The 23,534-nt window shown below is 59.3% G+C and carries 22 protein-coding genes; 7 read left to right on the top strand and 15 right to left on the bottom strand.

Annotated features, from left to right (window positions below; translation table 11 throughout):
• Positions 1-23: 23 nt before the first annotated feature.
• From WNY37_RS10785 to WNY37_RS10775, 3 genes are read right to left on the bottom strand one after another with little or no spacing between them, the layout of a single operon-like run.
• Entirely contained in the window at positions 24-1,310 is a 1,287-nt protein-coding gene (locus WNY37_RS10785; RefSeq protein ID WP_342973397.1) for a homoserine dehydrogenase, read from the bottom strand.
• A 25-nt stretch (positions 1,311-1,335) separates the two neighbouring features.
• The gene (locus WNY37_RS10780; protein ID WP_342973396.1) at positions 1,336-2,535 is read right to left on the bottom strand and encodes an LL-diaminopimelate aminotransferase; all 1,200 of its coding nucleotides are present in this window, start codon (positions 2,533-2,535) and stop codon (positions 1,336-1,338) included.
• 42 nt (positions 2,536-2,577) lie between these two features.
• Entirely contained in the window at positions 2,578-2,982 is a 405-nt protein-coding gene (locus tag WNY37_RS10775; protein WP_342973395.1) for a hypothetical protein, read from the bottom strand.
• A 100-nt stretch (positions 2,983-3,082) separates the two neighbouring features.
• Between WNY37_RS10775 and phaC the strand changes: the two genes are divergently transcribed.
• Positions 3,083-5,242: a class I poly(R)-hydroxyalkanoic acid synthase gene (gene phaC / locus WNY37_RS10770; protein ID WP_342973394.1), complete on the top strand. Its 2,160-nt coding sequence runs from the start codon at positions 3,083-3,085 to the stop codon at positions 5,240-5,242.
• On the opposite strand, the gene argC is transcribed toward phaC, so the two are convergent.
• The 3 genes from argC to rplM form a co-directional block, all read right to left on the bottom strand.
• On the bottom strand, positions 5,200-6,243 hold the full coding sequence (gene argC, locus WNY37_RS10765; RefSeq protein WP_342973393.1) for an N-acetyl-gamma-glutamyl-phosphate reductase: 1,044 nt from the start codon (positions 6,241-6,243) through the stop codon (positions 5,200-5,202). The two genes, phaC and argC, sit on opposite strands and share 43 nt — an antisense overlap.
• Before the next feature lie 90 nt (positions 6,244-6,333).
• Positions 6,334-6,819 (bottom strand): 30S ribosomal protein S9, encoded by a 486-nt coding sequence (rpsI, locus tag WNY37_RS10760; RefSeq protein WP_342973392.1) that lies wholly within the window; start codon positions 6,817-6,819, stop codon positions 6,334-6,336.
• A 5-nt stretch (positions 6,820-6,824) separates the two neighbouring features.
• Entirely contained in the window at positions 6,825-7,289 is a 465-nt protein-coding gene (rplM, locus tag WNY37_RS10755) for a 50S ribosomal protein L13 (protein WP_342973391.1), read from the bottom strand.
• 36 nt (positions 7,290-7,325) lie between these two features.
• On the opposite strand from rplM, the gene WNY37_RS10750 reads away from it, so the two are divergent.
• Entirely contained in the window at positions 7,326-8,345 is a 1,020-nt protein-coding gene (locus WNY37_RS10750) for a hypothetical protein (protein ID WP_342973390.1), read from the top strand.
• Here WNY37_RS10750 and WNY37_RS10745 read toward each other — a convergent pair.
• Positions 8,320-9,345 (bottom strand): COX15/CtaA family protein, encoded by a 1,026-nt coding sequence (locus tag WNY37_RS10745; RefSeq protein ID WP_342973389.1) that lies wholly within the window; start codon positions 9,343-9,345, stop codon positions 8,320-8,322. The two genes, WNY37_RS10750 and WNY37_RS10745, sit on opposite strands and share 26 nt — an antisense overlap.
• A gap of 88 nt (positions 9,346-9,433) precedes the next feature.
• Here WNY37_RS10745 and WNY37_RS10740 point away from each other — a divergent pair, with 88 nt between their 5' ends.
• Complete coding sequence (locus WNY37_RS10740; protein WP_342973388.1) at positions 9,434-9,640, top strand: DUF2842 domain-containing protein; 207 nt, start codon at positions 9,434-9,436, stop codon at positions 9,638-9,640.
• On the opposite strand, the gene WNY37_RS10735 is transcribed toward WNY37_RS10740, so the two are convergent.
• Positions 9,637-10,560 (bottom strand): phosphatidylserine decarboxylase, encoded by a 924-nt coding sequence (locus WNY37_RS10735; protein ID WP_342973387.1) that lies wholly within the window; start codon positions 10,558-10,560, stop codon positions 9,637-9,639. The two genes, WNY37_RS10740 and WNY37_RS10735, sit on opposite strands and share 4 nt — an antisense overlap.
• A 12-nt stretch (positions 10,561-10,572) precedes the next feature.
• Positions 10,573-12,411, bottom strand: a complete 1,839-nt coding sequence (locus WNY37_RS10730; protein ID WP_342973386.1) for an ABC transporter ATP-binding protein/permease — start codon at positions 12,409-12,411, stop codon at positions 10,573-10,575.
• Between the two features lie 100 nt (positions 12,412-12,511).
• On the opposite strand from WNY37_RS10730, the gene WNY37_RS10725 reads away from it, so the two are divergent.
• Positions 12,512-13,075: a TIGR00730 family Rossman fold protein gene (locus tag WNY37_RS10725; protein ID WP_342973385.1), complete on the top strand. Its 564-nt coding sequence runs from the start codon at positions 12,512-12,514 to the stop codon at positions 13,073-13,075.
• Here WNY37_RS10725 and gltX read toward each other — a convergent pair.
• The 4 genes from gltX to WNY37_RS10705 are packed head-to-tail and all read right to left on the bottom strand — an operon-like array spanning position 13,072 to position 18,174.
• Positions 13,072-14,415, bottom strand: a complete 1,344-nt coding sequence (gltX, locus tag WNY37_RS10720) for a glutamate--tRNA ligase (protein ID WP_342973384.1) — start codon at positions 14,413-14,415, stop codon at positions 13,072-13,074. The two genes, WNY37_RS10725 and gltX, sit on opposite strands and share 4 nt — an antisense overlap.
• Positions 14,415-16,073 (bottom strand): NAD+ synthase, encoded by a 1,659-nt coding sequence (locus tag WNY37_RS10715; protein WP_342973383.1) that lies wholly within the window; start codon positions 16,071-16,073, stop codon positions 14,415-14,417. The genes gltX and WNY37_RS10715 overlap by 1 nt, the downstream gene beginning before the upstream one ends.
• A gap of 22 nt (positions 16,074-16,095) precedes the next feature.
• The gene (locus tag WNY37_RS10710) at positions 16,096-17,250 is read right to left on the bottom strand and encodes a DegT/DnrJ/EryC1/StrS family aminotransferase (protein ID WP_342973382.1); all 1,155 of its coding nucleotides are present in this window, start codon (positions 17,248-17,250) and stop codon (positions 16,096-16,098) included.
• 3 nt (positions 17,251-17,253) lie between these two features.
• Complete coding sequence (locus tag WNY37_RS10705; protein ID WP_342973381.1) at positions 17,254-18,174, bottom strand: Gfo/Idh/MocA family oxidoreductase; 921 nt, start codon at positions 18,172-18,174, stop codon at positions 17,254-17,256.
• 168 nt (positions 18,175-18,342) lie between these two features.
• On the opposite strand from WNY37_RS10705, the gene WNY37_RS10700 reads away from it, so the two are divergent.
• The 3 genes from WNY37_RS10700 to WNY37_RS10690 all read left to right on the top strand — a co-directional run bounded on the left by WNY37_RS10700 (position 18,343) and on the right by WNY37_RS10690 (position 20,665).
• Positions 18,343-19,365, top strand: a complete 1,023-nt coding sequence (locus tag WNY37_RS10700; RefSeq protein ID WP_342973380.1) for an NADP-dependent oxidoreductase — start codon at positions 18,343-18,345, stop codon at positions 19,363-19,365.
• A 26-nt stretch (positions 19,366-19,391) separates the two neighbouring features.
• The gene (locus tag WNY37_RS10695; protein ID WP_342973379.1) at positions 19,392-20,303 is read left to right on the top strand and encodes a hypothetical protein; all 912 of its coding nucleotides are present in this window, start codon (positions 19,392-19,394) and stop codon (positions 20,301-20,303) included.
• A 95-nt stretch (positions 20,304-20,398) separates the two neighbouring features.
• Positions 20,399-20,665 carry an HU family DNA-binding protein gene (locus tag WNY37_RS10690; protein ID WP_084393670.1) on the top strand — a complete coding sequence of 89 codons (267 nt, stop codon included), beginning with the start codon at positions 20,399-20,401 and terminating at the stop codon, positions 20,663-20,665.
• A gap of 15 nt (positions 20,666-20,680) precedes the next feature.
• On the opposite strand, the gene WNY37_RS10685 is transcribed toward WNY37_RS10690, so the two are convergent.
• Both WNY37_RS10685 and WNY37_RS10680 read right to left on the bottom strand, forming a co-directional pair.
• On the bottom strand, positions 20,681-22,066 hold the full coding sequence (locus WNY37_RS10685) for an MATE family efflux transporter (RefSeq protein ID WP_342973378.1): 1,386 nt from the start codon (positions 22,064-22,066) through the stop codon (positions 20,681-20,683).
• A 14-nt stretch (positions 22,067-22,080) separates the two neighbouring features.
• Positions 22,081-23,460: a 3-deoxy-7-phosphoheptulonate synthase class II gene (locus WNY37_RS10680; RefSeq protein WP_342973377.1), complete on the bottom strand. Its 1,380-nt coding sequence runs from the start codon at positions 23,458-23,460 to the stop codon at positions 22,081-22,083.
• Positions 23,461-23,534 lie beyond the last annotated feature (74 nt).

Raw genomic sequence — 23,534 nt, 5'->3', positions numbered from 1 at the left:
GGCGGCGGATGCCACCGGTCCTCCTATTCCGTTGATGCCTCGATCGCGATGATCTGAGGCTGACCCATATTTGATTCCAGAGCCCGTAAGCGGTCTCTCGCATCATTGATTTCACTACGCGCACAGACATGGGTCACAATTGCGACCGGCGCAGCGCCATTCTCGTCTGCTGAATCTTGCAACAGCTTGTCGACAGACACGCCGCTTTCGGCAAGCGCTTCGGTCAATTCTGCCAGCGCCCCTGCCCTGTCAGCCAGACGGACTCGCAAGAAGAATGCCGACTTCTCGTCGCTCTCGGCAAACACAAAAGACCGCACATCATGGTGTTCGGCCCGGCCGAACGCAGGACGTGCAATCGGATTGAAAAGCTTGGCGACATCGCCCATGACCGCGCTAGCGGTCGGACCAGGTCCGGCGCCAGGCCCAGTCAGCGTCACCGCGCCAAGCGGCTCTCCTTCGACACGAACCGTATTCAGGCTGCCATTAACGCGCGCAAGCGGATGCCCGGTTGGCAGAGCCAAAGGCTCCACACGGCAAACAACGCCGCTATCAGTAATTTTACCTTCGGCAATCAGTTTGATGCGAAGGCCGAGCCGGTCCGCCAGATCAAGGTCCAGCAACTCAACTTCATCAATGCCGCGCACCGACACTTTCGAGAAATCGAGATCGGCAGAGAACGCGATCGCGGCAAGAATGGCTGCCTTGTGAGCCGCGTCCATGCCGGACACATCAAGCGTCGGGTCAGATTCTGCATATCCGAGGCGCTGCGCCTCTGCGAGGACGACTTCATAAGGACGGCGGGTGGCCAGCATTTCACTGGAGAGGAAGTTACAGGTCCCATTCAGGATGCCGGTGACGCGGCGCACATCGACGCCAGCGAGCGAGTCACGCAGCACCCGCACGACCGGAACACCGCCAGCAACCGCCGCTTCGAACAGCAGGTCGACACCATTCTCACGAGCAAGCTCAGCCAGCTCCTGACCATGCATGGCAATCAGAGCCTTGTTCGCCGTGATCACAGCCTTGCCTGATTTCAGCGCTGTTTCCACCGCCACCTTGGCCGGTCCGTCAGAACCGCCAATCAATTCGACAAAGACATTGATGCTGTCATCGGCCGCGAGCTTGGCTGCGTCGTCGAACCACTCATAGTCATCCGTCGACACGGGACGATTGCGTGACCGATTGCGCGCAGTCACGCCCGCAATCTCCACCTTGCCAGGCAGCCTCAGGCGGTCCTGACGCTGAACGAGATCGATTAGCCCGCACCCTACATGGCCCAGGCCGGCAATACCGAGCTTAAGTGTTTTCAATCCCCGACCCTCCGGCGCAACTTTACTAGACGGCGCACCTGCTATCAGCTTCCTTCGTGAGAAGAAACCGTTTGATGTTACGTGCAGCCTGCCGAATGCGCTGTTCGTTCTCAACCAGGGCAATTCTGACAAATCCGTCACCACGTTCGCCGAATCCCGCTCCGGGTGAGACAGCGACGCTCGCTTCGTTGATCAGTTCAAGCGAAAACTCGAGGCTCCCCATGTGTCGGCAAGCCTCAGGAATCGGTGCCCAGCAAAACATGGACGCTGACGGCACCGGAATGTCCCAACCGGCACGGCCAAAGCTCTCGATCAGCGTATCACGGCGCGACCGATAGATCTGGCGCATCTCTTCGACGCAGTCCTGTGGTCCATCGAGAGCCGCGCAGGCCGCGACCTGAATTGGCGTGTAGGCACCATAATCGAGGTAGGATTTGACGCGCCCCAGAGCACCGATCAGGCGCTCACTGCCCGCCGCAAAGCCGATACGCCAGCCCGCCATCGAATATGTCTTCGACATTGTCGTCGTTTCGACAGCGATCTCCTTCGCGCCATTGACCTGCAGGATCGATGGCGGCGGATCGTCAAAGTAGATCTCGTTATAGGCGAGGTCTGACAGGATCCAGAGATCGTGCTTCTTCGCGATCTTTACCGCTTCCTTATAGAAGTCGAGATCGGCGACAGCGGCCGTCGGGTTTGACGGGTAGCACAGCACCATCGCGGTGGGCGGCGGCACGCTGTACTGAATCGCATTGGCGATGTTCTGCAGATACTGCTCAGGCGACTGGGCCGGCACACCCCGGATGGACGCACCAGCGATGATGAAGCCAAAAGAGTGCAGCGGATAGGACGGATCGGGCGCAAGAATGACATCACCAGGCGCGGATATCGCCTGGGCGAGGTTCGCGAACCCCTCCTTGGAGCCTAGCGTGACAATAACCTCCCGGTCCTTGTCGAGCTCTACGCCGAAACGCCGCTTGTAATAATTCACGAGCGACCTGCGCAAGCCAGGTATTCCTCTTGATGCGGAATATCCGTTTACGTCCGGCTTCCGTGCAGTTTCGCACAGTTTATCGACAATATGTTTCGGCGTCGGCAGGTCGGGATTACCCATGCCGAGATCGATGATGTCCGCACCGTCCGCTCGCAAGGCCGCCTTTTTCCGATTGACCTGTTCGAACACGTAAGGGGGAAGTCGTCTGATCTTGTAAAATTCGCCCGACATGGGCCTCTACTCCTGCATAGGTTAGTGGAAAACGATTAGGGTCTAGCGACGCGCTCGCGGCCGGTCAAAGCGCGCGTGCAAACGGGCGATCTGGGCATCGGTCAGAAAGCTCGCTTCGGTTAGCTGCTGGTCCACCCTGGCGCGAAGCGCTCGGCTCCATTCAAGAATTTGCTCAAGGGTTTCATCAACTTGCGCGGAGCGAGGGTTTGCCTCGAAAGCCGCAAGCAAGGCATTCTGTTCTTCTCGCGTCAAAACCATGGATGCCTGCTGACGACGATAGGTCGTGTTCTGAGGAACATTCGCAAGGCTCGGATACCCTTCACCAGCGAGTTCGGTTTTGCGCGCCTCATACCAGTCAGGCGCGGCGTCGCGCATGTCTGATAGTTTGCCCACAGAACCGGCACAACCGGCGAGCAGGAAACCTAAAATGAGCAAAAAAGGCCGCATACCGTCAAATTACCGCGCATCTTCATGATTCTTGAAACGTTTCTTACCTATACGTGTTCGTGTAGAATGGCGAGAATAAGGTGATGAAAAGCCTAAAGGCATGGCAGATAAAGAAAATCGCAGTCTGAACGAAATCCTGGCAGAGCAGTCGCCTGCTCAGCTTCAGGCCATTGGAATATCACTCGCAGAAGCGGCCGCGGAATCACAGGCGCTGCTCTCCGAGGTGATGTCGAACAGCAATGGTCAGCTCAAAACACCTGATAAGAGCGATCCCTTTGGAATGCTCGGTGCTTACGGCCGCTTGGGACAGTCACTTGCCACCAACCCCCAAGCGCTGATGAACGCCAACATCGATCTCTGGATGGGTTGGGTAAATCTCTGGAAAGACTTCACTCTTGGCGAGGTCAGCGAGTCACGCGACCGCCGCTTCTCCGATCCCGACTGGTCGGCAAATCCCGCATTCGAATTCATGCGCAAAGCATATGAGCTGAACTCCAGCTGGATGATGTCCCTGCTTGATTCCGCGAGCGAACTGACCACGGCTGAGAAGCGCAAGGCACAATTCTATACCCGCCAGACAATCGACGCGCTTTCACCAAGCAACTTCTTCGCGACCAACCCGGCTGCCCTCAAGGCGATGGTTGAATCAGGCGGTCAAAGCCTCGTCGACGGCCTGCGCAATGCCCGCGCCGACATCAAGAAGGGCCATGGCCGCCTCTCGATCAGCCAGACGGACGAATCCCCATTCGAAGTCGGCGTGAATGTCGCAACGGCACCCGGAAAGGTCGTCTTCCGCAACAAGCTTATCGAACTGCTGCAGTTCGAGCCGACCACGGACAAGGTTTACAGCCGTCCGCTCCTCATTTTCCCGCCTTGGATCAACAAGTATTATATTCTCGATCTTCGCGAAGAGAATTCGATGATCCGTTGGCTGGTGAACCAGGGCCTGACGGTCTTTGTGGTGTCCTGGCGTTCAGCCGATGATGTCACCCGCGATTATACCTGGGACGATTATATCGAACAGGGCGTCATGGCGGCGACCAATGAAGTGCTTGCCCGCACCGACAGCGATGACCTGAATGCCGTTGGCTATTGCATTGGCGGCTCGCTGCTCACCGGCGCGCTCGCCTACATGTCGAAGACCGATGACAAACGCATCGCATCGGCAACCTTCTTTGCCTCTCAATCGGACTTTTCAGACGCTGGCGACCTGATGGTGTTCACGGATGCGGAGTCCCGCCGGAATATCGACGACATCATTGAAGCCAATGATGGCATCATGCCGGGCGAAATGATGGGCGACACGTTCAACTGGTTGCGTCCCGTGGACCTGGTCTGGCGTTACGTCGTCGACAATTACATGCTCGGCAAGAAGCCACGCCCGTTCGACCTCCTCTACTGGAATGCCGACCAGACGAATATTCCTGGCAAGACCCATCACACCTATCTCAATGACCTTTATGGCGAGAACAAGCTCAGCAACGGCCTGTTCAAGGTGCTCGGCGAGAGCATTTCCATGAAGGACATCGAAATACCGATCACCGTTCAGGCCAGCCGCGAAGACCATATCTGTCCCTGGCATTCGATCTATCGCGGGGCCCAGCGCTATGGCGGCGATGTCAATTTCATCCTCGCAGGCTCCGGTCACATTGCAGGCGTGGTCAATCATCCGCGTGCGGAGAAATATCAGCACTGGACCAATGAAAGCCTGCCCGGCACGCCAGAGGCCTGGTTGACAGCTGCAGAAGAAACAAAGGGCTCGTGGTGGCCGACCTGGTGGACATGGCTCGAACCGAAATCCGGACCAAAGAAAGCAGCGAAACCCGTTGAAGACGCCGGCCTTGGTGAGGCTCCGGGCACCTATGTAAAAATGCGCCTTGAAGCCATCGCGGCAGGCGAACATCCTGCGACGAAATATTCGACGCCGTCTGTTGCCAAACCGAAACCTGCAAAGAAAGCCGCGCCGAAACCGGCGGCCAAGAAGGCTGCGCCGAAGAAAACCGCGACTCGCGCTGCATCCGCCAAGACCAGGACAACCGGCACAGCAAAACCGACGACGAAGTCGACCACAAAGTCTCGCACGACGTCGACGCGGTCGAAAACGGCGGCGTCGGCGAAAGCCAAACCGGCAACGAAGAAAGCCGCGCCTAAAAAGGCCGCCGCGACGAAGTCGAAAACTCCGGCCAAGTCGTCAGCGAAGAAGGCTCCTGCCAAACGTCAGGGGAAGAGCGGCAAAAGCACGTCCAGCCCCAAGGCCTGATCCCAGCCCATCATCAGGTTGAGGTTCTGGACCGCCTGGCCGCTTGATCCTTTGACGAGATTATCAATCACGCCAATCACGATGACGCGGCCTTTTACGCGGTCTGGAAACACAGCGATGCGGCAGTCATTCGTTCCGCGGACATGCCGCGTATCAGGCGGCGGCGAGCCGAGCGGCAGAACCGTCACGAAGGGCTGGTCAGCATAGGCGGCCTCAAGCGCGGCCTGGACCGCATCGACATCGCCCCGCAAGTGACAGGTCACATGCTCGCCGCGCGCCATCGGCAGCAGGTGCGGCGTAAACGTCACCTCAATATCGCTGACGCCTGCCCGGAGATTCAGCTCCTGCTCGATCTCTGGCGTATGGCGGTGCGTGCCGACCCCATAGGCGTGCGTGCCCTCGGTGACCTCGCAGAAGAGATTACCCTCCTTGAGCCCCCTGCCCGCGCCCGATGCTCCAGACTTCGCATCGATGATGATCGCATCCTTGTCGATGATCAGTGGTGACATGAGCGGCAGAAGAACCATGAGAATCGCCGTCGGATAACATCCCGGGCAGGCAACGAGATCTGCGCCTTTCAGCGCGTCGGCCGCGTGCTCGCTCAACCCGTAAACGGCGTTGGCCGTCCGCTCAGGGGCGATGTGTTCGCGGCCATAAGCTTTTGCGTACGCCCCCGCATCCCGGAATCGGTAATCGGATGACAGGTCCACGACTTTTACATTCGCCGGAAGCGTCTCGATCAGATCCTGGCTGGTGCCGTGCGGCAGGCAGCCGAAAGCCACATCCACCTCGTCCCAACACACATCTTCGGCCTTGATCACATCAAGGTCGCCCGGCCCCGCCAGATGCGGAAAAATACCTGAGAGCTTTTGCCCTGCCAGAGCATTACCCGTCGCGGCCACCGCGTCGACATGGGGGTGATTTCGCAGAAGGCGGACGGTCTCTGCGCCCGTATACCCTGATGCGCCAAGAATGGCGGCTTTCAATGTCTTTTGTGTCATGCGGCTCTCCTCTCACGCCTCGGCGCAAAGAAAAAGGGCGCTTCCCGAAAAGAAGCGCCCCATTCCAAAATTCTGTTTTGAAATCGCGTCTTAGCGCTTCGAGAACTGGAAGCTACGGCGGGCTTTCGCGCGGCCATACTTCTTGCGCTCGACGGTCCGCGGGTCGCGGGTCATGAAGCCGTGTGGCTTGAGAACGGCGCGAAGGCTCGGCTCATAGGCGACCAGGGCGCGCGAGATGCCGTGACGGACAGCGCCGGCCTGACCGGAAAGGCCAGAGCCCTTGACCGTGCAGATCACGTCGAACTGCGTGCGGCGATCGGTTTCGATCAGCGGCTGCTCGATGACCATGCGCAGAACCGGACGAGCGAAGTATTGCTCCTGATCCTTGCCGTTGACGGTGATCTTGCCGGTGCCCGGCTTGATCCAGACGCGAGCCGTAGCCGACTTGCGGCGGCCGGTGCCATAGGCGCGGCCGAGATCGTCGATCTTCGGCTCTACAGTTACGACCTCAGCTTCCGCAGCTTCACCGCCGGTGACGGTTTTCAGGTCTTCAAGAGAATTTGCAGTGTCGGACATGATACTCAGTCAGCTCTCTTATTCTTGTCGTTCATCGACGCGAAGTCGACGGTTTCTGGCTTCTGGGCTTCGTGCGGATGCTCTGCGCCAGCGTAGACGCGAAGCTTTGCAAACTGCTGTTTGGCGAGCGGGCTTTCACCCGGCATCATGCGCTTTACAGCAAGCTCGACCGCACGCTCAGGGAAACGGCCAGACAGGATCTTTCCTGCCGTGGTTTCCTTGATCCCACCCGGATAGCCCGTGTGGCGGTAATAGGTTTTGTCGCGGAGCTTGTTTCCAGTGAAACGAGCTTTGTCAGCGTTGATTACGACGACATGGTCGCCCGTATCGATGTGCGGAGTGAAATCAGCACGGTGCTTGCCCCGCAGGCGTTTGGCGACATATGAAGCAAGGCGACCGACAACGACATCTGTCGCATCGATAACGATCCACTTGTTCTCCACGTCAGCTGGTGCGTTATAAGTCTTCATTGCTCCTCGGGAGCCTCTCATTCGGAGTGTTGGAATATGTTCAAGCGCCCGCGTTTAAGCGCGCAGACCTTACCTGTCAACGCAGGGATCGCCGGTTTCCTGCTTTTCTATGCCGCGTCCTGCAGCGGACCGCAAGAGCCCGAGCCTGAAGAGCCTTCTATACAGGAAAACAGCGCCGTCGAACAGGAAGTCGAGATTGAAACAGCGACGGACACCCTCCCCGCCGTCTGGTCGACTGATTCCCTCGATTTGCCCGTGCGCAGTATTGGAATCGCTGGCGGCGCTGGCTCGACCTTTGCGCTGGCCTATGAGGGCGGCGGCTTGCAGCTGTTCAATTTTGACGGTGAGCGTATCACCGATATCGCCGATTCCGATGTCGCTGCACTTGCAGAGGGGCGCTATGCCCTTCTCGCTGACACGCCCGTGACCTTCTTTCCCGGCATTGACGGCTCCGGCGACCTCAAAATCTGGATTCACGGTGGAGGCTTGCAGGAAGCGATTCCCTACGCCTTCCAGATAGAGCAATCAGGACGCGCGGAAGGCCTCTGCGCCGCGCCGCCGATCGCGGGCACAGACGCTCTGCATCGTCTCGCCTACTGGACGGCTGGCTCGACCACGCTGATGGTTGGTGACATCAATGAAAGCGGCGGTGAACTCGTCTGGTCGCCGACCGAAGAAATCGAAACCGACGGCACGATTGGCGCCTGCACCTTCACAGCCGACGGCGTCGAAGTCTACGACACGCCGATCATGGCCACGTCCACGTTGCGCCGAATGGGGCGGGAAACCCTTCTGACCCTTTCCGACGCCGGCACGCTGACAGCGATCTTTGAAAACGGTCAGTCACAAGCGCTGAATATCGAGGATGGAATCACCATTCGCATGCCAGACGTACCGACCTCGCTGGCAGCGACAGGCGATGCACGCGGCGGCGGTTATCCAGGCGGCGTTATCGTCATGGGCGGGACGATTGGCAGCGACGATCATCGCGCCATTCTGATCGATCCGAGCCGGATTACGCTGACCCCGATCAGTATTCCGCCCGGCGGCCAGTGAGCCAGGCAAACCGTACCGCCGCAACAAACAGGATCACCCCGAGTGCCTGATGGACAATGGCGAGGCCGAGTGGGGCGCTACTCAACAGAGTGAAGATGCCCCACGACGCCTGCGCCGTGACCAGCACCGCCAAGGTCGCCGTTTCTCGCCATCCAGGTTTGCCGCGCATCACGGCGACGCCCACCAGGACGATGATCCAGATCGCATAGGCGATGATCCGATGATTGAACTGCGTCGCCGCGCGGCCTTCGAACAGGCTGCGGATGCCAAGTTCGGCCGGCATGTAGGGTGATGGGAAGAACTCGCCAGCCATCAAAGGCCAGTCATTGTAGGTGCGCCCGGCATCGAGCCCCGCCACAAGCGCGCCGCTCGCCATCTGCACGAAGATCAAGCCGAGCAGACCAAGCGCGAGCCACCGCCCTGCCGAACCCACCTCGATCCTCTGGCGTTTGCCGAGATCGAGCCACAGCCAGGCTGTGTATCCGATAATGACCAGCGCCAGCACAAAGTGTGTCGCAAGTCGGTAAGGCGCGACGTCGAGGCGTTCGGTCTCTCCGATGCCACTCGACACCATCCACCATCCAATCGCGCCTTGAAGGCCGCCCAGCGCGATCAGGATAAGAAGACGGACAGATAATGACCGGCTGAGCCAGCCTTTGATTGCAAAGATTGCGAACCCGCCGACAGCGATAAGGCCGATGAGCCGCCCAAAAAGCCGATGCCCCCACTCCCACCAGTAGATGTACTGAAACTCTGCCAGCGACATATTATAGTTCTGCTGCTGGAACTCCGCTGTCTGCTGGTACTTTGCGAACTCACTGGCCCAGGCGTCAGCGCCAATTGGCGGGAGCGCGCCGCTGACCGGGTCCCATTCAGTGATGGATAGTCCGGAGTCAGTCAGACGCGTCATGCCGCCGATAAGGATCATGGCATAAACCATGAGCGCGATCAGGATCAGCCAGCGGCGGACCCAAAGGGTCGCAGTTTCGGTCTTTGCCATTTGTCTCATGGCTCTCTATCTGACTGCACAGGCGTGGCAGGCAAGCCGCCATGGCGTCGCATATGCAGTTCCTTGGGAGAAACGCGACATGAGAAAGATCATCGCTGGCGTGGTATTGCTTGCCTTCATCGGGCTCTGGATCTTTCTGGCCGGCACGATTGGGTCATGGCTCGCCACGAAAAATGACTGGCTGCAACTTGCGTTCTACGTTTTTGCGGGCGTCGCCTGGGTTATCCCACTCCGCCCTCTTCTGCGCTGGATGAACAGAGCCGAAGCGCCGTCAGACCAAGTCTAGTCGTCTTCGTCTGAAATCTTGCTTGCTTCCCGGCGAAGCCGAGCAAACATCTCGGCTGGGTCGTCGGACTTGGTAGCCGCGTCTGATTCGGTTTTCACCTCCTCCTCGACGTCTTCGGCGACTTCCGGCGGCGTTGTTTCCGGAGAGGCGGCATAGTCAGCATCAAGTTCCGTCGGCTCGTCCTCATCGTCGAAAATATCTTCCTCAGCATCATCCGGCTCAGGCACGGCCGCCGCTGCACCGTAACGCCAGATGGCCGTTTCGCCGCCGATCAGCGTCCGGCCGGGCTCAACCTGAGTGGCACCGCCCCTGGGCACATACACATCGCACCAGCCGCCCAATCGGCGCGTTGCAATCGTCTTGCCTGCGGGCACGTGATCGCCAATGTCGACCTTCGTCACAAGACGAGGCCCAAGTCCGCCGGTGGCGACCCGCATGCCAACTTTCCCCACACCGCCGGTCAGGCTGAAGAAGAGCACTTCAAGCCCCGGCGTATCGGGCCGCAGCGCCGCAAAATTCTCCGCGGCCCCCGTTTCACGTTCGGCGTGTTCGATACTGCCTTCGGTCACAGCATGGATGTTGTTCGTTGCGAATGGCGAAGACGAAACGCGGATCCGCTTATGCGGCCCAACCAGACCAAGCTGCTCTGGCGGATCGACGTCCTCGACCGAAACGATCACGCCATCACAAGGCGCCAGGATCAGTGAGCTGTCTTCCGGGCTCACGCGCTCGGCGGTCCGGGTCGCAAACAGAATCACGATGCCGGGGATAAAGCCAATCCAGAACAGCGGACTCCACAGCATGCCGAGCAGAATGCCGAGCAACCAGCCCGCGAGAAAGCCAACGACGCCCTCAAGATCAAAGCCGCTCTGCCACCAGGGCAGCGAGCGTTCGGTCATCGGTTTTCCACGTTTAGCCATTCTTACCTCTTCCTATTCAGCAACTGCGGCGAGTTCATCGCGTGCAATCTGGCGCTCCCACATGCGGGCATATGCACCATCCCGTTGCAACAGTTTAGCATGAGAGCCGCGCTCCACGATACGCCCTGCTTCTAGCACAATTATTTCGTCCGCGTTCTGCACGGTCGATAGCCTGTGAGCGACCATCAGCGTGGTCCGCCCGCGGGCCGCTTCGTCGAGCGCATCCTGGACGGCTGCTTCTGTTGCGCTGTCCAAGGCTGATGTCGCTTCGTCCAGAACGAGCACGGCAGGATCAGCGAGGATAACGCGGGCGATACCCACACGTTGCTTTTCACCGCCGGATAATTTCAGACCGCGCTCACCAACCCGCGTGTCCCAGCCTTCCGGCAGCGCCTCAATGAAGGGGAGCAGCTGCGCGCGCCGGGCCGCATCCCTCAATTCATCAAGGCTCGCCTCAGGCTTTGCATACGAAATATTGGAGCGGATCGTGTCATTGAACAGCACAACATCCTGGGGCACGAGACCAAGCGCGCCACGAAGCGACGCCTGCGTCAGGTCACGCACATCGCTGCCATCGACTTTCACCGAACCGGTTTCGACATCATAAAAGCGGAAGAGCAGCTTCAGCAACGTCGACTTGCCCGCGCCGGAGGTGCCGACGAACGCGACTTTTCGGCCGGGTTCGACAGTGAAGGATATGTCCTGAACGCCAACGGCGCGGCCATCATGGGTGAAGGACACCTGGTCAAACACGACGCGCCCGTCTGGCTTCGCCAGAACACGCGCATTCGGATTATCAGCAACTTCCGGCTTCATGTTCAGAAGGCCATGCAGCTTTTCGAGGTCGACAGCGCCCTGTTTGATTTCCCGCCACGCCCAGCCGAGGATATTGAGCGGGGCATACAAGCTGAGCAGCACCATCATCACGGCGGTCAGGTCACCGATCTCCATGGTGCCCTGTTTGTAATTCCAGGCTGACAGCGCCAGCACCGCCAACAGGCCGGCATTCATGACAAAGGCCTGCACACCGTTGAGCAGGTACATGCTCCGCACCGCCTCGACATAGCGCTTATTGTATCGCTTCATCGCGCCGTCGTAGCGCAGGGTCTCGCGCTCTTCGGCGGCAAAGGCCTTCACCGTTTCGAAATTCGTCAGCGTATCGATGGAGACGGCCCGCAGCTCCGTATCGGCCTTGTTCATGCGTCGGCGTTGCCGCACGCGCCATTCGGTAATGACTACCGTCGCGATGACGTAGATGACGATGGTCACAACAGCGATCAGCGAGAGCCTGTAATCATAGGCCACCCCCAAGGCGATGGACGCGAGCGCCAGCCGCACGAAGGTCGGGCCGATATTGAAGGCTAGAAACCGGATCAGATAGTCGATCGCGCTCGCGCCGCGCTCGATCACGCGGTTCAGCGCTCCGGAACGACGGGTCTGATGGAAACCAAGCGACAGGGACTGCGCGTGGCCAAAGGCATCAACACAAGCGATACGTTGCGCGTCCTGGCTGACCGGGCTGAACAGCGCGTCGCGCGCCTGTGGCAGCGCCGCCGCCAGAAAGCGAAGCCCGATGGCCAGCGCAATCCAGAGAACCGCAACCGTTAGAGACGTGGCGACAGGCCCTTCCCCCGCAACCCTGTTGATCGCATCCCCAAGAATAATCGGAGACGCAACTTCAAGAACGGCAGCGCCCAAGGTTAGCACAATCGCAACCGCCATGATTGGACGCCATTTGGAAAGCTCGGGCCGGGCCAGCAGCTTCAGAATTCGGATGATCGCACCACCGAGACCACCGTCGGCACTCTCGATCTGATCCTTGTCAGGCTGCGTCGCGTGTGTGTCACTCATTTGCGCCATATGGGGAGGAAACCTGTTTCGAACAGGGCGGGTCTGGTGCGAATCTGCTCAAGCCATTACATGCCCGGTGGAATAAACGATAGGAATCCGAATGCCCAAGCTGAAATCGATCTGCGTCTATTGCGGCTCCTCGAATGACGTGAAACCGGGCTATCTTGAGCTCGCACGCGCGCTCGGACGCCAGATGGCCGAGAAGGATCTGCGCCTCGTCTATGGCGGCGGCGGCGTCGGCCTGATGGGCGCATGCGCACGCGCCGTTCATGAAGCCGGCGGCGAAGTTCTTGGCATCATGCCGAAATTTCTGCTGCAGAAAGAACGCATCTTCGAAGACGTCGAGCACGTGATCGTTGATGACATGCACACGCGCAAGCAAATGATGTTTGACGAGTCAGATGCCTTCATCGTGCTGCCAGGCGGCATCGGCACGCTTGAAGAAGCCGTCGAAATGCTCAGCTGGGCGCGGCTCGGCCTGCACGCAAAGCCGATGGCTTTCCTCGATGAAGACGGCTTCTGGTCACCTTTCTTCCAGCTGATGGATCACATCATCGAAGGCAAGTTCACGCCGGAAGAGTTCAAGGCCTGCCTCGTGCACGAAAGCACGCCCGAAGCGGCACTAACCGCGCTCAGGGATCGAATTGTCGTGATGAACGACTAGACGCGCGACAGCCGCCGCTCGATCGCCTCTCGGCCGATGAGGGGTAAGATGGTCCCCATATCCGGCCCGTGTTCCTGCCCCGTCAGCGCTTTGCGGAGCGGCATGAAGAGTCCGCGGCCCTTGCGGCCGGTCTTTTCTTTCAGCGCCGCTGTCCAGACGCTCCACGACTCACTGGTCACGTCGCCGGCCAGAAGCAGCGACTTTGCCTCGGCGATAAAGTCGGCATCTTCATCATCGATGATGGATTCGATGCGGCCATAGGCGATATCGGCAAACGGTTTCGCATCCTGCACCGTCTGACAGTTCTCCCGCACGGCCAGCCAGAAGGCTTCATTCGCAGCATCGGGCGAAATCTCGTTCAACTGCTCTTTCACAGCGTCAAATGGCAATGCGTGGATCAATGATGCATTGAGCGCAAGAAGGTCTCGTTCATCGAACTTTGCAGGCGCTCGGCCGATCTTGCCAAAGTCAAAGTCCGCGGCGAGCGCATCGAGCGTCTCACGCACTTCGATATTGTCCGACGTGCCAAGCTTGGCGAGCAGCGACAGGATCGCCATTGGCAGAATGCCGCGTTCGTTCAGCGTTTCCATGTTGAGCGAGCCCAGGCGCTTCGAAAACGCCCCGCCTTCTGCATCGACCAGCAGCGGCGTGTGCGCCATATCGGGCGCGGTCCCATCAAGCGCCTTGAAGATTTCAATCTGCGCGCCGGAATTCGTGACATGATCCTCGCCGCGCACGACATGCGTGATGCCGGCATCGATATCATCGACCACAGATGGCAGCGTATAGAGATAGGAGCCATCTTCACGGATCAGAACCGGGTCAGACACGCTCGACGTATCAATGCTTTGCGGGCCGCGCACCAGATCAGTCCATTCAACGCGGTCGCCTGACAGTTTGAACCGCCAGTGCGGCTTGCGCCCTTCGGCTTCAAGCTTCGCCTTGTCTTCATCCGTCAGGTTCAGCGCCGCCCGGTCATAGACCGGCGGACGGCCCCGTGACAGCGCGATCTTCCGCTTGCGATCGAGTTCGTCAGCGGTCTCATAGGCCGCATAGAGCAGCCCCATTTCGCGCAGCTTGTCGGCTGCCGCATCGTATTGCTCGAACTTGTCAGACTGATTGAATGTGTCATCCCATTCCAGGCCGAGCCATTTCAGGTCCGCCTTGATCTGGTCTTCATACTCTTTCGTTGACCGTTCCGTATCGGTGTCGTCGACGCGCAGGATGAACTTGCCGCCCTGCCCCTTGGCGAACAGCCAGTTGATCAGCGCTGTGCGGACATTGCCGACATGCAGCTTGCCGGTCGGCGATGGAGCAAATCTAACGATTGGAGACGTCATCAATCATCCCTGAAACGGTTGGTAATCGGATAGCGCCGGTCGCGCCCGAAATTCTTGCTGCCGACCTTCACGCCGGGCGGCGCCTGCCTACGCTTGTATTCGGCAAGATACAAGAGATGCTCGATCCGCTTTACAGTCGCCTCCTCATGGCCGCGGGCCATGATATCGCGAATGTCTTCTTCCTCATCGACAAGGCCGCGCAGGATATCGTCAAGCTGGTCATAGGGCGGCAGCGAATCTTCATCCTTCTGGTCTTCGCGCAGCTCCGCCGATGGCGGCTTTGTGATGATCCGCTCGGGAATAACCTCACCTTTCGGACCGAGCGCGCAGTCTGGATGGTTGAGGTTGCGCCACCTGGAGAGCTCGAAGACTTCGGTCTTGTAAAAATCCTTCAGCGCATTGTAGCCGCCGCACATATCGCCATAGAGCGTGGCGTAGCCCACAGCCATCTCTGACTTGTTGCCGGTCGTCACGACCATGTGGCCGAACTTGTTCGACAACGCCATCAGCGTCACAGCCCGCAGGCGCGACTGGATATTCTCTTCGGTCGTATCGCTCTGCGTTTCAGCAAACTGCTCGGTCAGCATCTCGTCCAGCGCGTCCACGCCGGGCCGGATATTGATGATGTCGTAGCGCGCGCCAAGCGCTTTGGCGCACGCCTTTGCGTCTTCCAGACTGTCGGACGACGTGTACTTCGACGGAAGCATCACGCACCAGACGCGGTCCGGGCCAAGCGCATCAACCGCAATCGCCGCCGTCAGCGCGCTGTCTATCCCGCCGGACATGCCGAGCACGACGCCCGGGAACTTGTTCTTGTTGACGTAATCGCCGAGCGCCAGCATCGCGGCGCGATACTCCATGTGCCAGCCGTCATGATCCAGCCGGCAGCCTTCATCCTTCAGGACAAATTTGCGCTCTTCCAGATCGAACTCGACCATCTCAGTGCCGGACACAAACTGGCCCACCAGCCCACACCGTTCAGCATGGGTGGTATTCGTCGCGTATGATGCGCCATCAAAGACAAGCTCATCCTGTCCGCCGACCTGATTGACGAACAGATATGGCATGCCGAGGCGGCTCCACCGGTCAAACGCTTCGGCGCGTTCCTTATGGATGCTCCGGCGCCACGGCGATCCGTTCGGGATGATCAGCATCTCGGCCCCGGCGGCCCGGGCCGCATTGGGCACCCGGTCGAACCAGACATCCTCGCAGATGGCGAGACCGATTTTCACGCCTTTCAAATTGATGATGACGGCGGGCGACTTCCCCTTGGTGAACAGGCGCTGCTCATCAAAGACGCCGTAATTGGGCAATTCCTGCTTGTCGTATCGCGCCTCGATCACTCCGCCGGCGCAATAGACCGCAGAATTGTACAGCGCTCCGTCTTCTGCCCACGGCGAGCCCGTGACGAAAGCGGGAAGGTCCGCGCTCTCTTCGGCCAGCTGCCTGACGGCATTCATACTGTCCTCGACAGCACTTGGCTTCAGGACCAGATCTTCCGGTGGATAGCCAAGCATGAACATCTCGGCGAACACGACCAAGTCAGCGCCCTTTTCAGCGCCTTCCTTCAGCGTCGCACGCGCTTTTTCGAGATTGCCGTCAATGTCCCCGACAATCGGATTGAGCTGCGCGACCAATATCTTCAGCGTATCTGCCATGTCGCTGACTTAAGGTGCCTTTTTAGCGCTGCAAAGCCCCCAGCAGTGCGTCACAGACACGGTGAAGCTGATCTTCCGACAAATATGGGTGCATCGGCAGACTCAGAACCTCCTGAGAGGCCTTCTCGCATTCAGGCAAACCGCGGGCCGGCGAGAACTGCTCGAAGGCCGGCATCTGATGAATCGGCGTATCGTAATAGATCGCTGTTGGCACACCGGCGTCCTGCAGCTTCGCCCGAATCGCATCGCGATCCGGCACCCGTACCGTGTACAGCCCATAAGCGGGCTCATCGGACTGCGAGCCGGTCTGCATCTCGACTTTGCCCTCCAGCCGCTGATTATAAATCGACGCAGCCGTGATCCGCCGCTGGCGTTCCCCTTCGAAAATACCAAGCTTTTCTGCAACAACGGCGCACTGGATAGAGTCGCATCGACCGTTGATTCCGACGCGAATCGATTCCTTGCGATTGTCGCCCGTGCCGTGCCAGCGGATCGAGCGAAGCAAGTCGCCCATCTCCTTGTCACGCACCAGGATTGCGCCGCCGTCTCCATAGCCGCCAAGCGTCTTGGTCGGGTAGAAGCTGGTCGCCGTTATCTCGGCCAGCGTGCCGAGCCATTTGCCATCCTGCTTCGCACCGAAAGCCTGCGCACCATCACCAACGATGACGAGACCATGCGCATCGGCGACTTGCTGAATGGCTTTATAATCCGCAGCCAGACCATAAAGGTCGACCGGAATGACGGCGCGGGCTCGCAAGTTACGCGTGCCTTTGACCCGCTGGACTTTCCGCTCAAGGTCTTCGGGATCCATATTGAACGTGTTCGGGTCGATATCGACGAGAACCGGTGTTGCCCCCGCCAGAAGAACGGCATTGGCCGTCGCATTGTAAGTAAAGCCCGGAATGAAGACCGCATCGCCATGGCCATAGCCAAGCGCGATCAGCGGCATCACCAGTGCCTGCGTCCCGGAACCAACAGCAACCGCGTCGGCAGCGCCTGTGAATTCACACAGTTTCTGCTCGCATTCGTCGACTTCCGGCCCGCCAATATAGCGTCCATGATCAAGGATCGTGATCCAGCGTTGCTCGAGCGCTGGGCGGATCGAGGCCTGCTGCGCCTTCAGGTCAAAGAACTGGATCGGCGCATCCGCAGGAAGTGAGTTGAGGGCAGCGGCCATGGTTCAGGCTCCAATCTTTTCGAGGGCGGTCTGTTCGACTTGTTCGGCAAGCCGCACGGCTTCGGCGGCTTCCCGACCGGGAATTGGGGATTCGCGCTCGCCGAGGCAAGCGGCAAAGAAAGCTTCGTCGGCAGCGCCCAGCGGGTCAGGCAGACTGTCGGAAATGTCGGCGTTTATGATGTGACTGGTCGAGTTCTCCACCTGGCGGGTGAGGAAGTCGACGTGGATCGCACCAGACGGATACGTCACCGTCATATTCCGGCGCCGCTCCGGGGCGGCACGGCTGGCAGAAATCCTTGCCGTTCGCGCGTCATCGAAGATGAGGTCCGCTTCGGCCTGATCGATATGTTTGGTGTGGTGCACCTGGCCCCGGCCGGTCGCCGTCGCGCCTCCGCCCATCAGGCGGGCAACGAGGTCGAGATCATGGGTCATCAGATCCCAGATAACAGAGACGTCGCCTGCCCGGCCGTCCGGCGCTGGAGGGCCTTCGCGGATCGCTTCAATTGACAGCGGCGCCTCTGATATATCGAAGAAACCCATCGCCTCAAGAACAAGCCGCTCCTGGTGTCCGACCTGCAGGACCAGCGATTTCTCATCGGCCAATTCGGCGAGCTCTGCTGCAGCGGCCCCGCTCAGCGCCAGGGGTTTCTCGACGAGTACATGCAGCCCCAATGTGAGCGCCTTTTTGACAACGCTCTCATGATAGCTGGCCGGGCACGCAACGATGACGGCATCGCATGCGCCGTAGAAGTCCGCTTCGCTCTTGAAGGCGTTCACGCCTTGCTTGTCGGCAAGCGCTGAGGCTCTTTCCAGATCCGGATCGAATACGCCGACAAATTCTGCCCGATCCGACGCTGCGATCTTGCCGGCATGATATCCGCCAAACACACCCGCTCCGACGAGGCCAACCTTCAGAGATGACATTGTGTACTCCACCTTGTTGGCTCCCCTTCGCACCGGTTTGTGTCTCATCACAAGTCCGGCGCACAGGCTTGTCGATCAAAGAGTCTTGCGAATTCTTTCGCTCCGCCCTTCACACGATGCGCGCTGCGGCCCATCTGTTGGCCATATATAAACAAGGAGGACACCGTAATGGCTACACTGAAATCGAAAGAATGGGCGCTCGCAGCACGCCCGGTCGGCATGCCGAAACTCTCTGACTTTGCGATGAGCGAAACCGACGCCGCTGAGCCAAAGGACGGTGAAATCCAGGTCCAGAACAGCTGGATGTCCGTTGACCCTTATATGCGCGGGCGGATGTACGATCGCGAAAGTTACGTGCCCCCTTTCCAGATCGGCGAAACGCTTCAGGGCGGCGCTGTTGGAAAGGTCACCGCATCGGCTCATCCTGACTTTGCCGTCGGCGATCTCGTCACATCGATGGCTGGCTGGCGCGAAGCCTGGACGGCCAAGCCTGAAGAGGTGATGGCCAACAAGGTTCCGCAGACGGGTCTCCCCGATTCGGCGCTGCTCGGCGTTGCCGGCATGCCCGGCCTGACCGCCTATGCAGGCCTGCTTCGCGTCGCCGACCTGAAAGAAGGTGATACCGTGTTCGTGTCGGGCGCAGCCGGCGCCGTCGGGTCAACCGTGACACAGATCGCCAAGATCAAGAATTGCACGGTGATCGGGTCTGCCGGCGGCAGTGAAAAATGCAATCTTATCAAAGACCTCGGCGCTGACGCCGTGATCGATTACAAGCAGCACGACACCTATGAATCCCTGCTCGGTGCACTGAAGTCAGCCGCCCCGAAAGGCATCGACGTCTACTTCGACAATGTCGGCGGTGATCATCTTGAAGCCGCGATTGAATGTGCACGGCCTATGGCCCGTTTTGCCGAGTGCGGCATGATCAGCCAGTATAATGCCACCGAACCCGTTCCCGGGCCGCGCAACATTATTCAGGTCGTCGGCAAGCAGCTGCAAATCCGGGGTTTCATCGTCTCCACGCACACTGATATGCAGCCGCAATTCCTGCAGGACATGGCTGGCTGGATTCAGTCGGGCAAGATGAAGTTTGAGGAAACAGTCATGGAAGGAATCGAGACGGCTCCTGAAGCCTTCCTCGGCCTCTTCCAGGGGCGAAACACCGGAAAGATGCTGGTCAAAATCGACTAGCCAACACTCAATAATCGAGGCTTTGCATGGCACGTTTGTTCGATGCCTACATCATCGTTGACTGGAGCGCGGCCAGCAAACCGGCGCAGGGGGCCAATTCGATCTGGATTGGAGCTCTCGCCCGTGACGCGCGGCTGAAGTTCCAGTTTCAGGCGGCCAACCCACCCACTCGCCTCAAGGCGCGCGACATGATTGCGGGCCTCGCGGAACGCTTTGCCGCGCGCGGAGACAAGGTGCTGATCGGTTTGGACTTCAGCCTTGGTTATCCGGCTGGCACCGCAAAAGCGGCCGGTCTGGAAAAGGCCGGCGAGCCAGCATGGAAAAGCACCTTCGATCATCTGGCGTCCAAGCTTAAGGACAAGGACGACAATTCGAACCGTCGCTTCGCCATTGCCGCCGGCATGAATTATTCCATGACAAAAGGACCCCAGCCGTTCTGGGGGGCGCCCGCCCGTGACCAGATCACCACTCTGTCAGGTAAGAAAGGCGACTTCACGCAATCGCCCGTTGCCGAATACCGGATCGCGGAAGACTACGTGCGACGGAATTTCAAGGCGAAACCCAAATCGGTCTGGCAGCTTTATGGCGCTGGCTCCGTTGGCAGTCAGTCGCTGCTTGGGATTCCCACCGTCAAAGCCCTCACCGAACGACTGCCTAACTCGAAGATCTGGCCATTCGAGACCGGCTTTCAGGCACTCGACGAAGACGCGCTAGAAACCACGGACATCGTCTTCGCCGAGGTCTATCCTTCGCTGGTCGATGCCAAGCCCGGCCCCGGTGAAGTGCTCGACGAAGCACAGGTCCGCGCACTCGCCCACCACTATTACGATCTGGACGAAGCGGGAAAACTCGGCCCTCTCTTTGGCCCGCCGGAAGCGCTCGAAAGCACGGAAATTGCGCAGATAACCACAGAAGAAGGGTGGATTCTGCTGAAATAGCCCGTCGTTATTGGGTTTTCGGGCTATTTACCCCCTCCGAATCATGTAGAACCAAGACGCGGCACTGTTGAGCCGTAAGCTAAAAGGAGAGCCCAATGAACAAGGGTGAACTTACAAAAGCCGTCGCAGAATCTGCAGGCATGTCTCAAGCAGACGCCGGCAAGGCGGTAGACGCAGTTTTCGATACCATCTCTGGTGCGGTCAAAAGCCGTAAGCAGGTGGCAATCGCAGGTTTCGGCACATTCCACGCGAAGACGCGTGGCGCGCGCGAAGGTCGTAACCCGGCAACGGGCGAAACGATCCAGATTCCTGAGAAGACGTCTGGTGCTTTCAAGCCTGCTTCGGCTCTGAAAGACATCTAAGCTTCGACAGCGATCTTAGATCACTGGGCGGCGCGTCGGTTTCAACCGGCGCGCCGCTTTCATTTCCAGCATCAGGGTCTGCATCAGACCTGCGAACACAGAAGCGATCAGCACAGCCTGCATCATCCCCATGGCACCGCCGCCCCGGACCATGCCGAAATACCAGGCGAGTGGCAGCATCAGGATGAAATAGGATCCAAGATGGATGAAGGTGGGCGGCCAGATCACATTCTGTGCTCGCATCGCCATCGAGGCGACGTTCTGCAAACCGTCAAAGACGATAACCACAGACGTGAAGCCGATTATCGGCACAAGCGCAGCATGGATGGCGACGCCCCCGACTTCCGCATCCGACTTGATCAGAATGGATGCCAGCGGTTCCTGGAACATCCAGACGAGCGCGCCCAGAAGTACGCCGATCAACACGGTCGCCACAACGCCCAGTCGGGAGGCTTCGCGCACCTGATCGGAATTCTTGCGCCCATAGGCTTCGGCCACACGGACGCTTGTCGCTGTGCCGAGGCCCAGGAACGCCATGAAGCAGAAGCCAATGACATGGATCGCCATGCCGTAAATCGTATTCACAGCGGTGCTGATCAACGTGGCGATAATGAAAGTCGAGTTGAACCCGCCCCACTCGGCGACATTCGAAACCGCAGTGCCGTAACCGACGGAGAATTGATGTTTGGCTTCCCCCTCTGGCCCAGCTTCAGACGGCTTGAAGGCCGGGGTCAGCTTCCACACGGCCAGAAGGAAGAAGATCACGAGCCCCCAGCGCGTGCCGGTCGTTGCGATGGCAACGCCATCGGCGCCCAGTTTCGGCATACCCCACCAGCCCGCTACAACCGCCAGATCGATCACGAGGTTGATAAGAACGCCGGTATACATGATTGCCGTCACAATCAGTGGGCGCCGAAGCGCTTCAAGATACGACCCGGCAACATGGGTCAGCATATGACCGATCAGGCCAATCGCGAGAATGCGCGTGACCGACGCCGTGCCTTCTGCCACATGCTCCTCGAAGCCGAACAGCCTGAACATCGGACTCGCAATCAACAGGATTACGGCCGTCAAGATCGCCCCGAACCAGAGCGAAAACTTGATGCCCCGCCGGAAAATGCGGCCGCTATTATGCCCATCGCCGACGCCTGCCAGTTCCGCCGTCAGCACCGAGACGCCCATCAGCAAACCCATCGTCAGCCCCAGCGACACACCAATCGGCAGCCACGAGTTCAGGACAAAAGGCAGCTCACCCGGCGCATTCTGGCCGAGCACAATCACGTCCGTCAGGCCCATCAACATCATCGCAGCGCGCGAGACGGCAATCGGCCCTGACAGCCGCAATAGATCTGCAATGTCGGATGGCCTCGCCCAGGCGGGCCAGACCCGCCTGCGACGCATGGCTCGTCTCCCTCTTAGCTCGCGGCGCGCGCTTCGGCGCTGACGGCGGCTTTCATGTGCTGGAGCTTCTCTGCGATCAGGAAGGCCAACTCAAGCGCTTGTTCGCCGTTCAGACGAGGATCGCAGTGAGTGTGGTATCGAGACGACAGGTCGGCCTCAGAGATGGCCTGTGCGCCACCAATACACTCGGTGACATCCTGGCCGGTCATCTCGAAATGAACCCCGCCCGGATAGCACCCTTCTGACGAGACGACCTCAATGAACTGGCGCACTTCGGACAGGATGCGGTCGACCGGACGGGTCTTGAAGCCGCTGTCCGTCTTCAGCGTGTTGCCGTGCATCGGGTCACAGGACCAGACGACATTCCGCCCACTCTTCTTCACAGCGCGTACCAGCGGCGGAAGACCTTCCTTCACGCCTTCTGATCCAAAGCGGGTGATCAGCGTAATACGGCCGGCTTCGTCCTTCGGGTTCAGCGTCTCGATCAAACGCAGAAGCTCGTCGGTCTCCAGGCCCGGCCCGCACTTGATGCCCAGCGGGTTGCGGATGCCCTTGCAGAACTCGACATGCGCATGGTCGACTTGGCGCGTACGGTGGCCGATCCACAGCATGTGCGCCGAGGTATCGTACCAGTCGCCAGACGTAGAATCGACACGCGTCATCGCTTCCTCAAAGCCCAGCAGCAAGGCCTCATGCGACGTATACACATCGACCTGCGCCATTTGCGGCACGGTCTTGGAGTTCACGCCGCACGCGTTCATGAAGGACAAAGCGTCGGAGATACGGTCCGCGAGCGCTTCATACCGAGCGCCCTGCGGTGAGCGGTCAACAAAGCCCAGCATCCACTGGTGCACATTCGCAAGGTCAGCATAGCCGCCCTGCGAGAAAGCCCGCACAAGGTTCAGCGTCGATGCGGACTGTGAGTAGCTCCTGATCAGCCGCTCAGGGTCCGGCAACCGCGCTTCCTCGGTGAACTCCATCCCGTTGATATTGTCGCCGCGATAGGATGGCAGCGTCACGCCATCGACCGTCTCGACAGGCGACGAACGGGGCTTGCCGAATTGTCCGGCCAGACGGCCAACCTTCACGACAGGCTTTGACGCGGCAAACGTCAGGACGACCGCCATCTGCAGCATGACACGCAGCGTGTCGCGAATATTGTCCGCGCTGAATTCCTTGAAGCTCTCGGCGCAATCGCCGCCCTGCAGCAGAAAGGCTTCACCGGCAGAGACAGAAGCGAGCTGTTGCTTGAGTTTGCGTACTTCGCCTGCAAACACCAGCGGCGGAAACTCTTTCAGGCGTGCTTCCACATCAGACAGCGCCGCGCTATCCGGATAATCTTCCGGAATATGCTTGGCAGGCTTGGCTCTCCAGCTGTTCGGTGTCCAGGTCATGTCTCTACTCCTCAGGCGCGCGTCTTAATCATAATGGCAGCGGTCGCACAAGTTTTACCACATTTCATGGGCAG

This window comes from Henriciella sp. AS95, assembly GCF_038900055.1.
Taxonomy (GTDB): Bacteria; Pseudomonadota; Alphaproteobacteria; order Caulobacterales; family Hyphomonadaceae; genus Henriciella.
The sequence above is the reverse complement of the archived record's forward strand: the minus strand, read 5'-3'. Positions and strand labels throughout refer to the sequence as shown.

Excerpts from the sequence above, each read along its gene's own strand:
- gltX (WP_342973384.1), bottom strand. The coding sequence starts at position 14,415 with ATGACGTCTCCAATCGTTAGATTTGCTCCATCGCCGACCGGCAAGCTG.
- argC (WP_342973393.1), bottom strand. The coding sequence starts at position 6,243 with ATGACACAAAAGACATTGAAAGCCGCCATTCTTGGCGCATCAGGGTAT.
- WNY37_RS10690 (WP_084393670.1), top strand. The coding sequence starts at position 20,399 with ATGAACAAGGGTGAACTTACAAAAGCCGTCGCAGAATCTGCAGGCATG.
- WNY37_RS10775 (WP_342973395.1), bottom strand. The coding sequence starts at position 2,982 with ATGCGGCCTTTTTTGCTCATTTTAGGTTTCCTGCTCGCCGGTTGTGCC.
- rplM (WP_342973391.1), bottom strand. The coding sequence starts at position 7,289 with ATGAAGACTTATAACGCACCAGCTGACGTGGAGAACAAGTGGATCGTT.
- WNY37_RS10745 (WP_342973389.1), bottom strand. The coding sequence starts at position 9,345 with ATGGCAAAGACCGAAACTGCGACCCTTTGGGTCCGCCGCTGGCTGATC.
- WNY37_RS10695 (WP_342973379.1), top strand. The coding sequence starts at position 19,392 with ATGGCACGTTTGTTCGATGCCTACATCATCGTTGACTGGAGCGCGGCC.
- WNY37_RS10680 (WP_342973377.1), bottom strand. The coding sequence starts at position 23,460 with ATGACCTGGACACCGAACAGCTGGAGAGCCAAGCCTGCCAAGCATATT.
- WNY37_RS10780 (WP_342973396.1), bottom strand. The coding sequence starts at position 2,535 with ATGTCGGGCGAATTTTACAAGATCAGACGACTTCCCCCTTACGTGTTC.
- WNY37_RS10705 (WP_342973381.1), bottom strand. The coding sequence starts at position 18,174 with ATGTCATCTCTGAAGGTTGGCCTCGTCGGAGCGGGTGTGTTTGGCGGA.
- WNY37_RS10750 (WP_342973390.1), top strand. The coding sequence starts at position 7,326 with ATGTTCAAGCGCCCGCGTTTAAGCGCGCAGACCTTACCTGTCAACGCA.
- WNY37_RS10715 (WP_342973383.1), bottom strand. The coding sequence starts at position 16,073 with ATGGCAGATACGCTGAAGATATTGGTCGCGCAGCTCAATCCGATTGTC.
- WNY37_RS10685 (WP_342973378.1), bottom strand. The coding sequence starts at position 22,066 with ATGCGTCGCAGGCGGGTCTGGCCCGCCTGGGCGAGGCCATCCGACATT.
- rpsI (WP_342973392.1), bottom strand. The coding sequence starts at position 6,819 with ATGTCCGACACTGCAAATTCTCTTGAAGACCTGAAAACCGTCACCGGC.
- WNY37_RS10700 (WP_342973380.1), top strand. The coding sequence starts at position 18,343 with ATGGCTACACTGAAATCGAAAGAATGGGCGCTCGCAGCACGCCCGGTC.
- WNY37_RS10730 (WP_342973386.1), bottom strand. The coding sequence starts at position 12,411 with ATGAGTGACACACACGCGACGCAGCCTGACAAGGATCAGATCGAGAGT.
- WNY37_RS10710 (WP_342973382.1), bottom strand. The coding sequence starts at position 17,250 with ATGGCCGCTGCCCTCAACTCACTTCCTGCGGATGCGCCGATCCAGTTC.
- WNY37_RS10740 (WP_342973388.1), top strand. The coding sequence starts at position 9,434 with ATGAGAAAGATCATCGCTGGCGTGGTATTGCTTGCCTTCATCGGGCTC.
- WNY37_RS10735 (WP_342973387.1), bottom strand. The coding sequence starts at position 10,560 with ATGGCTAAACGTGGAAAACCGATGACCGAACGCTCGCTGCCCTGGTGG.
- WNY37_RS10725 (WP_342973385.1), top strand. The coding sequence starts at position 12,512 with ATGCCCAAGCTGAAATCGATCTGCGTCTATTGCGGCTCCTCGAATGAC.
- phaC (WP_342973394.1), top strand. The coding sequence starts at position 3,083 with ATGGCAGATAAAGAAAATCGCAGTCTGAACGAAATCCTGGCAGAGCAG.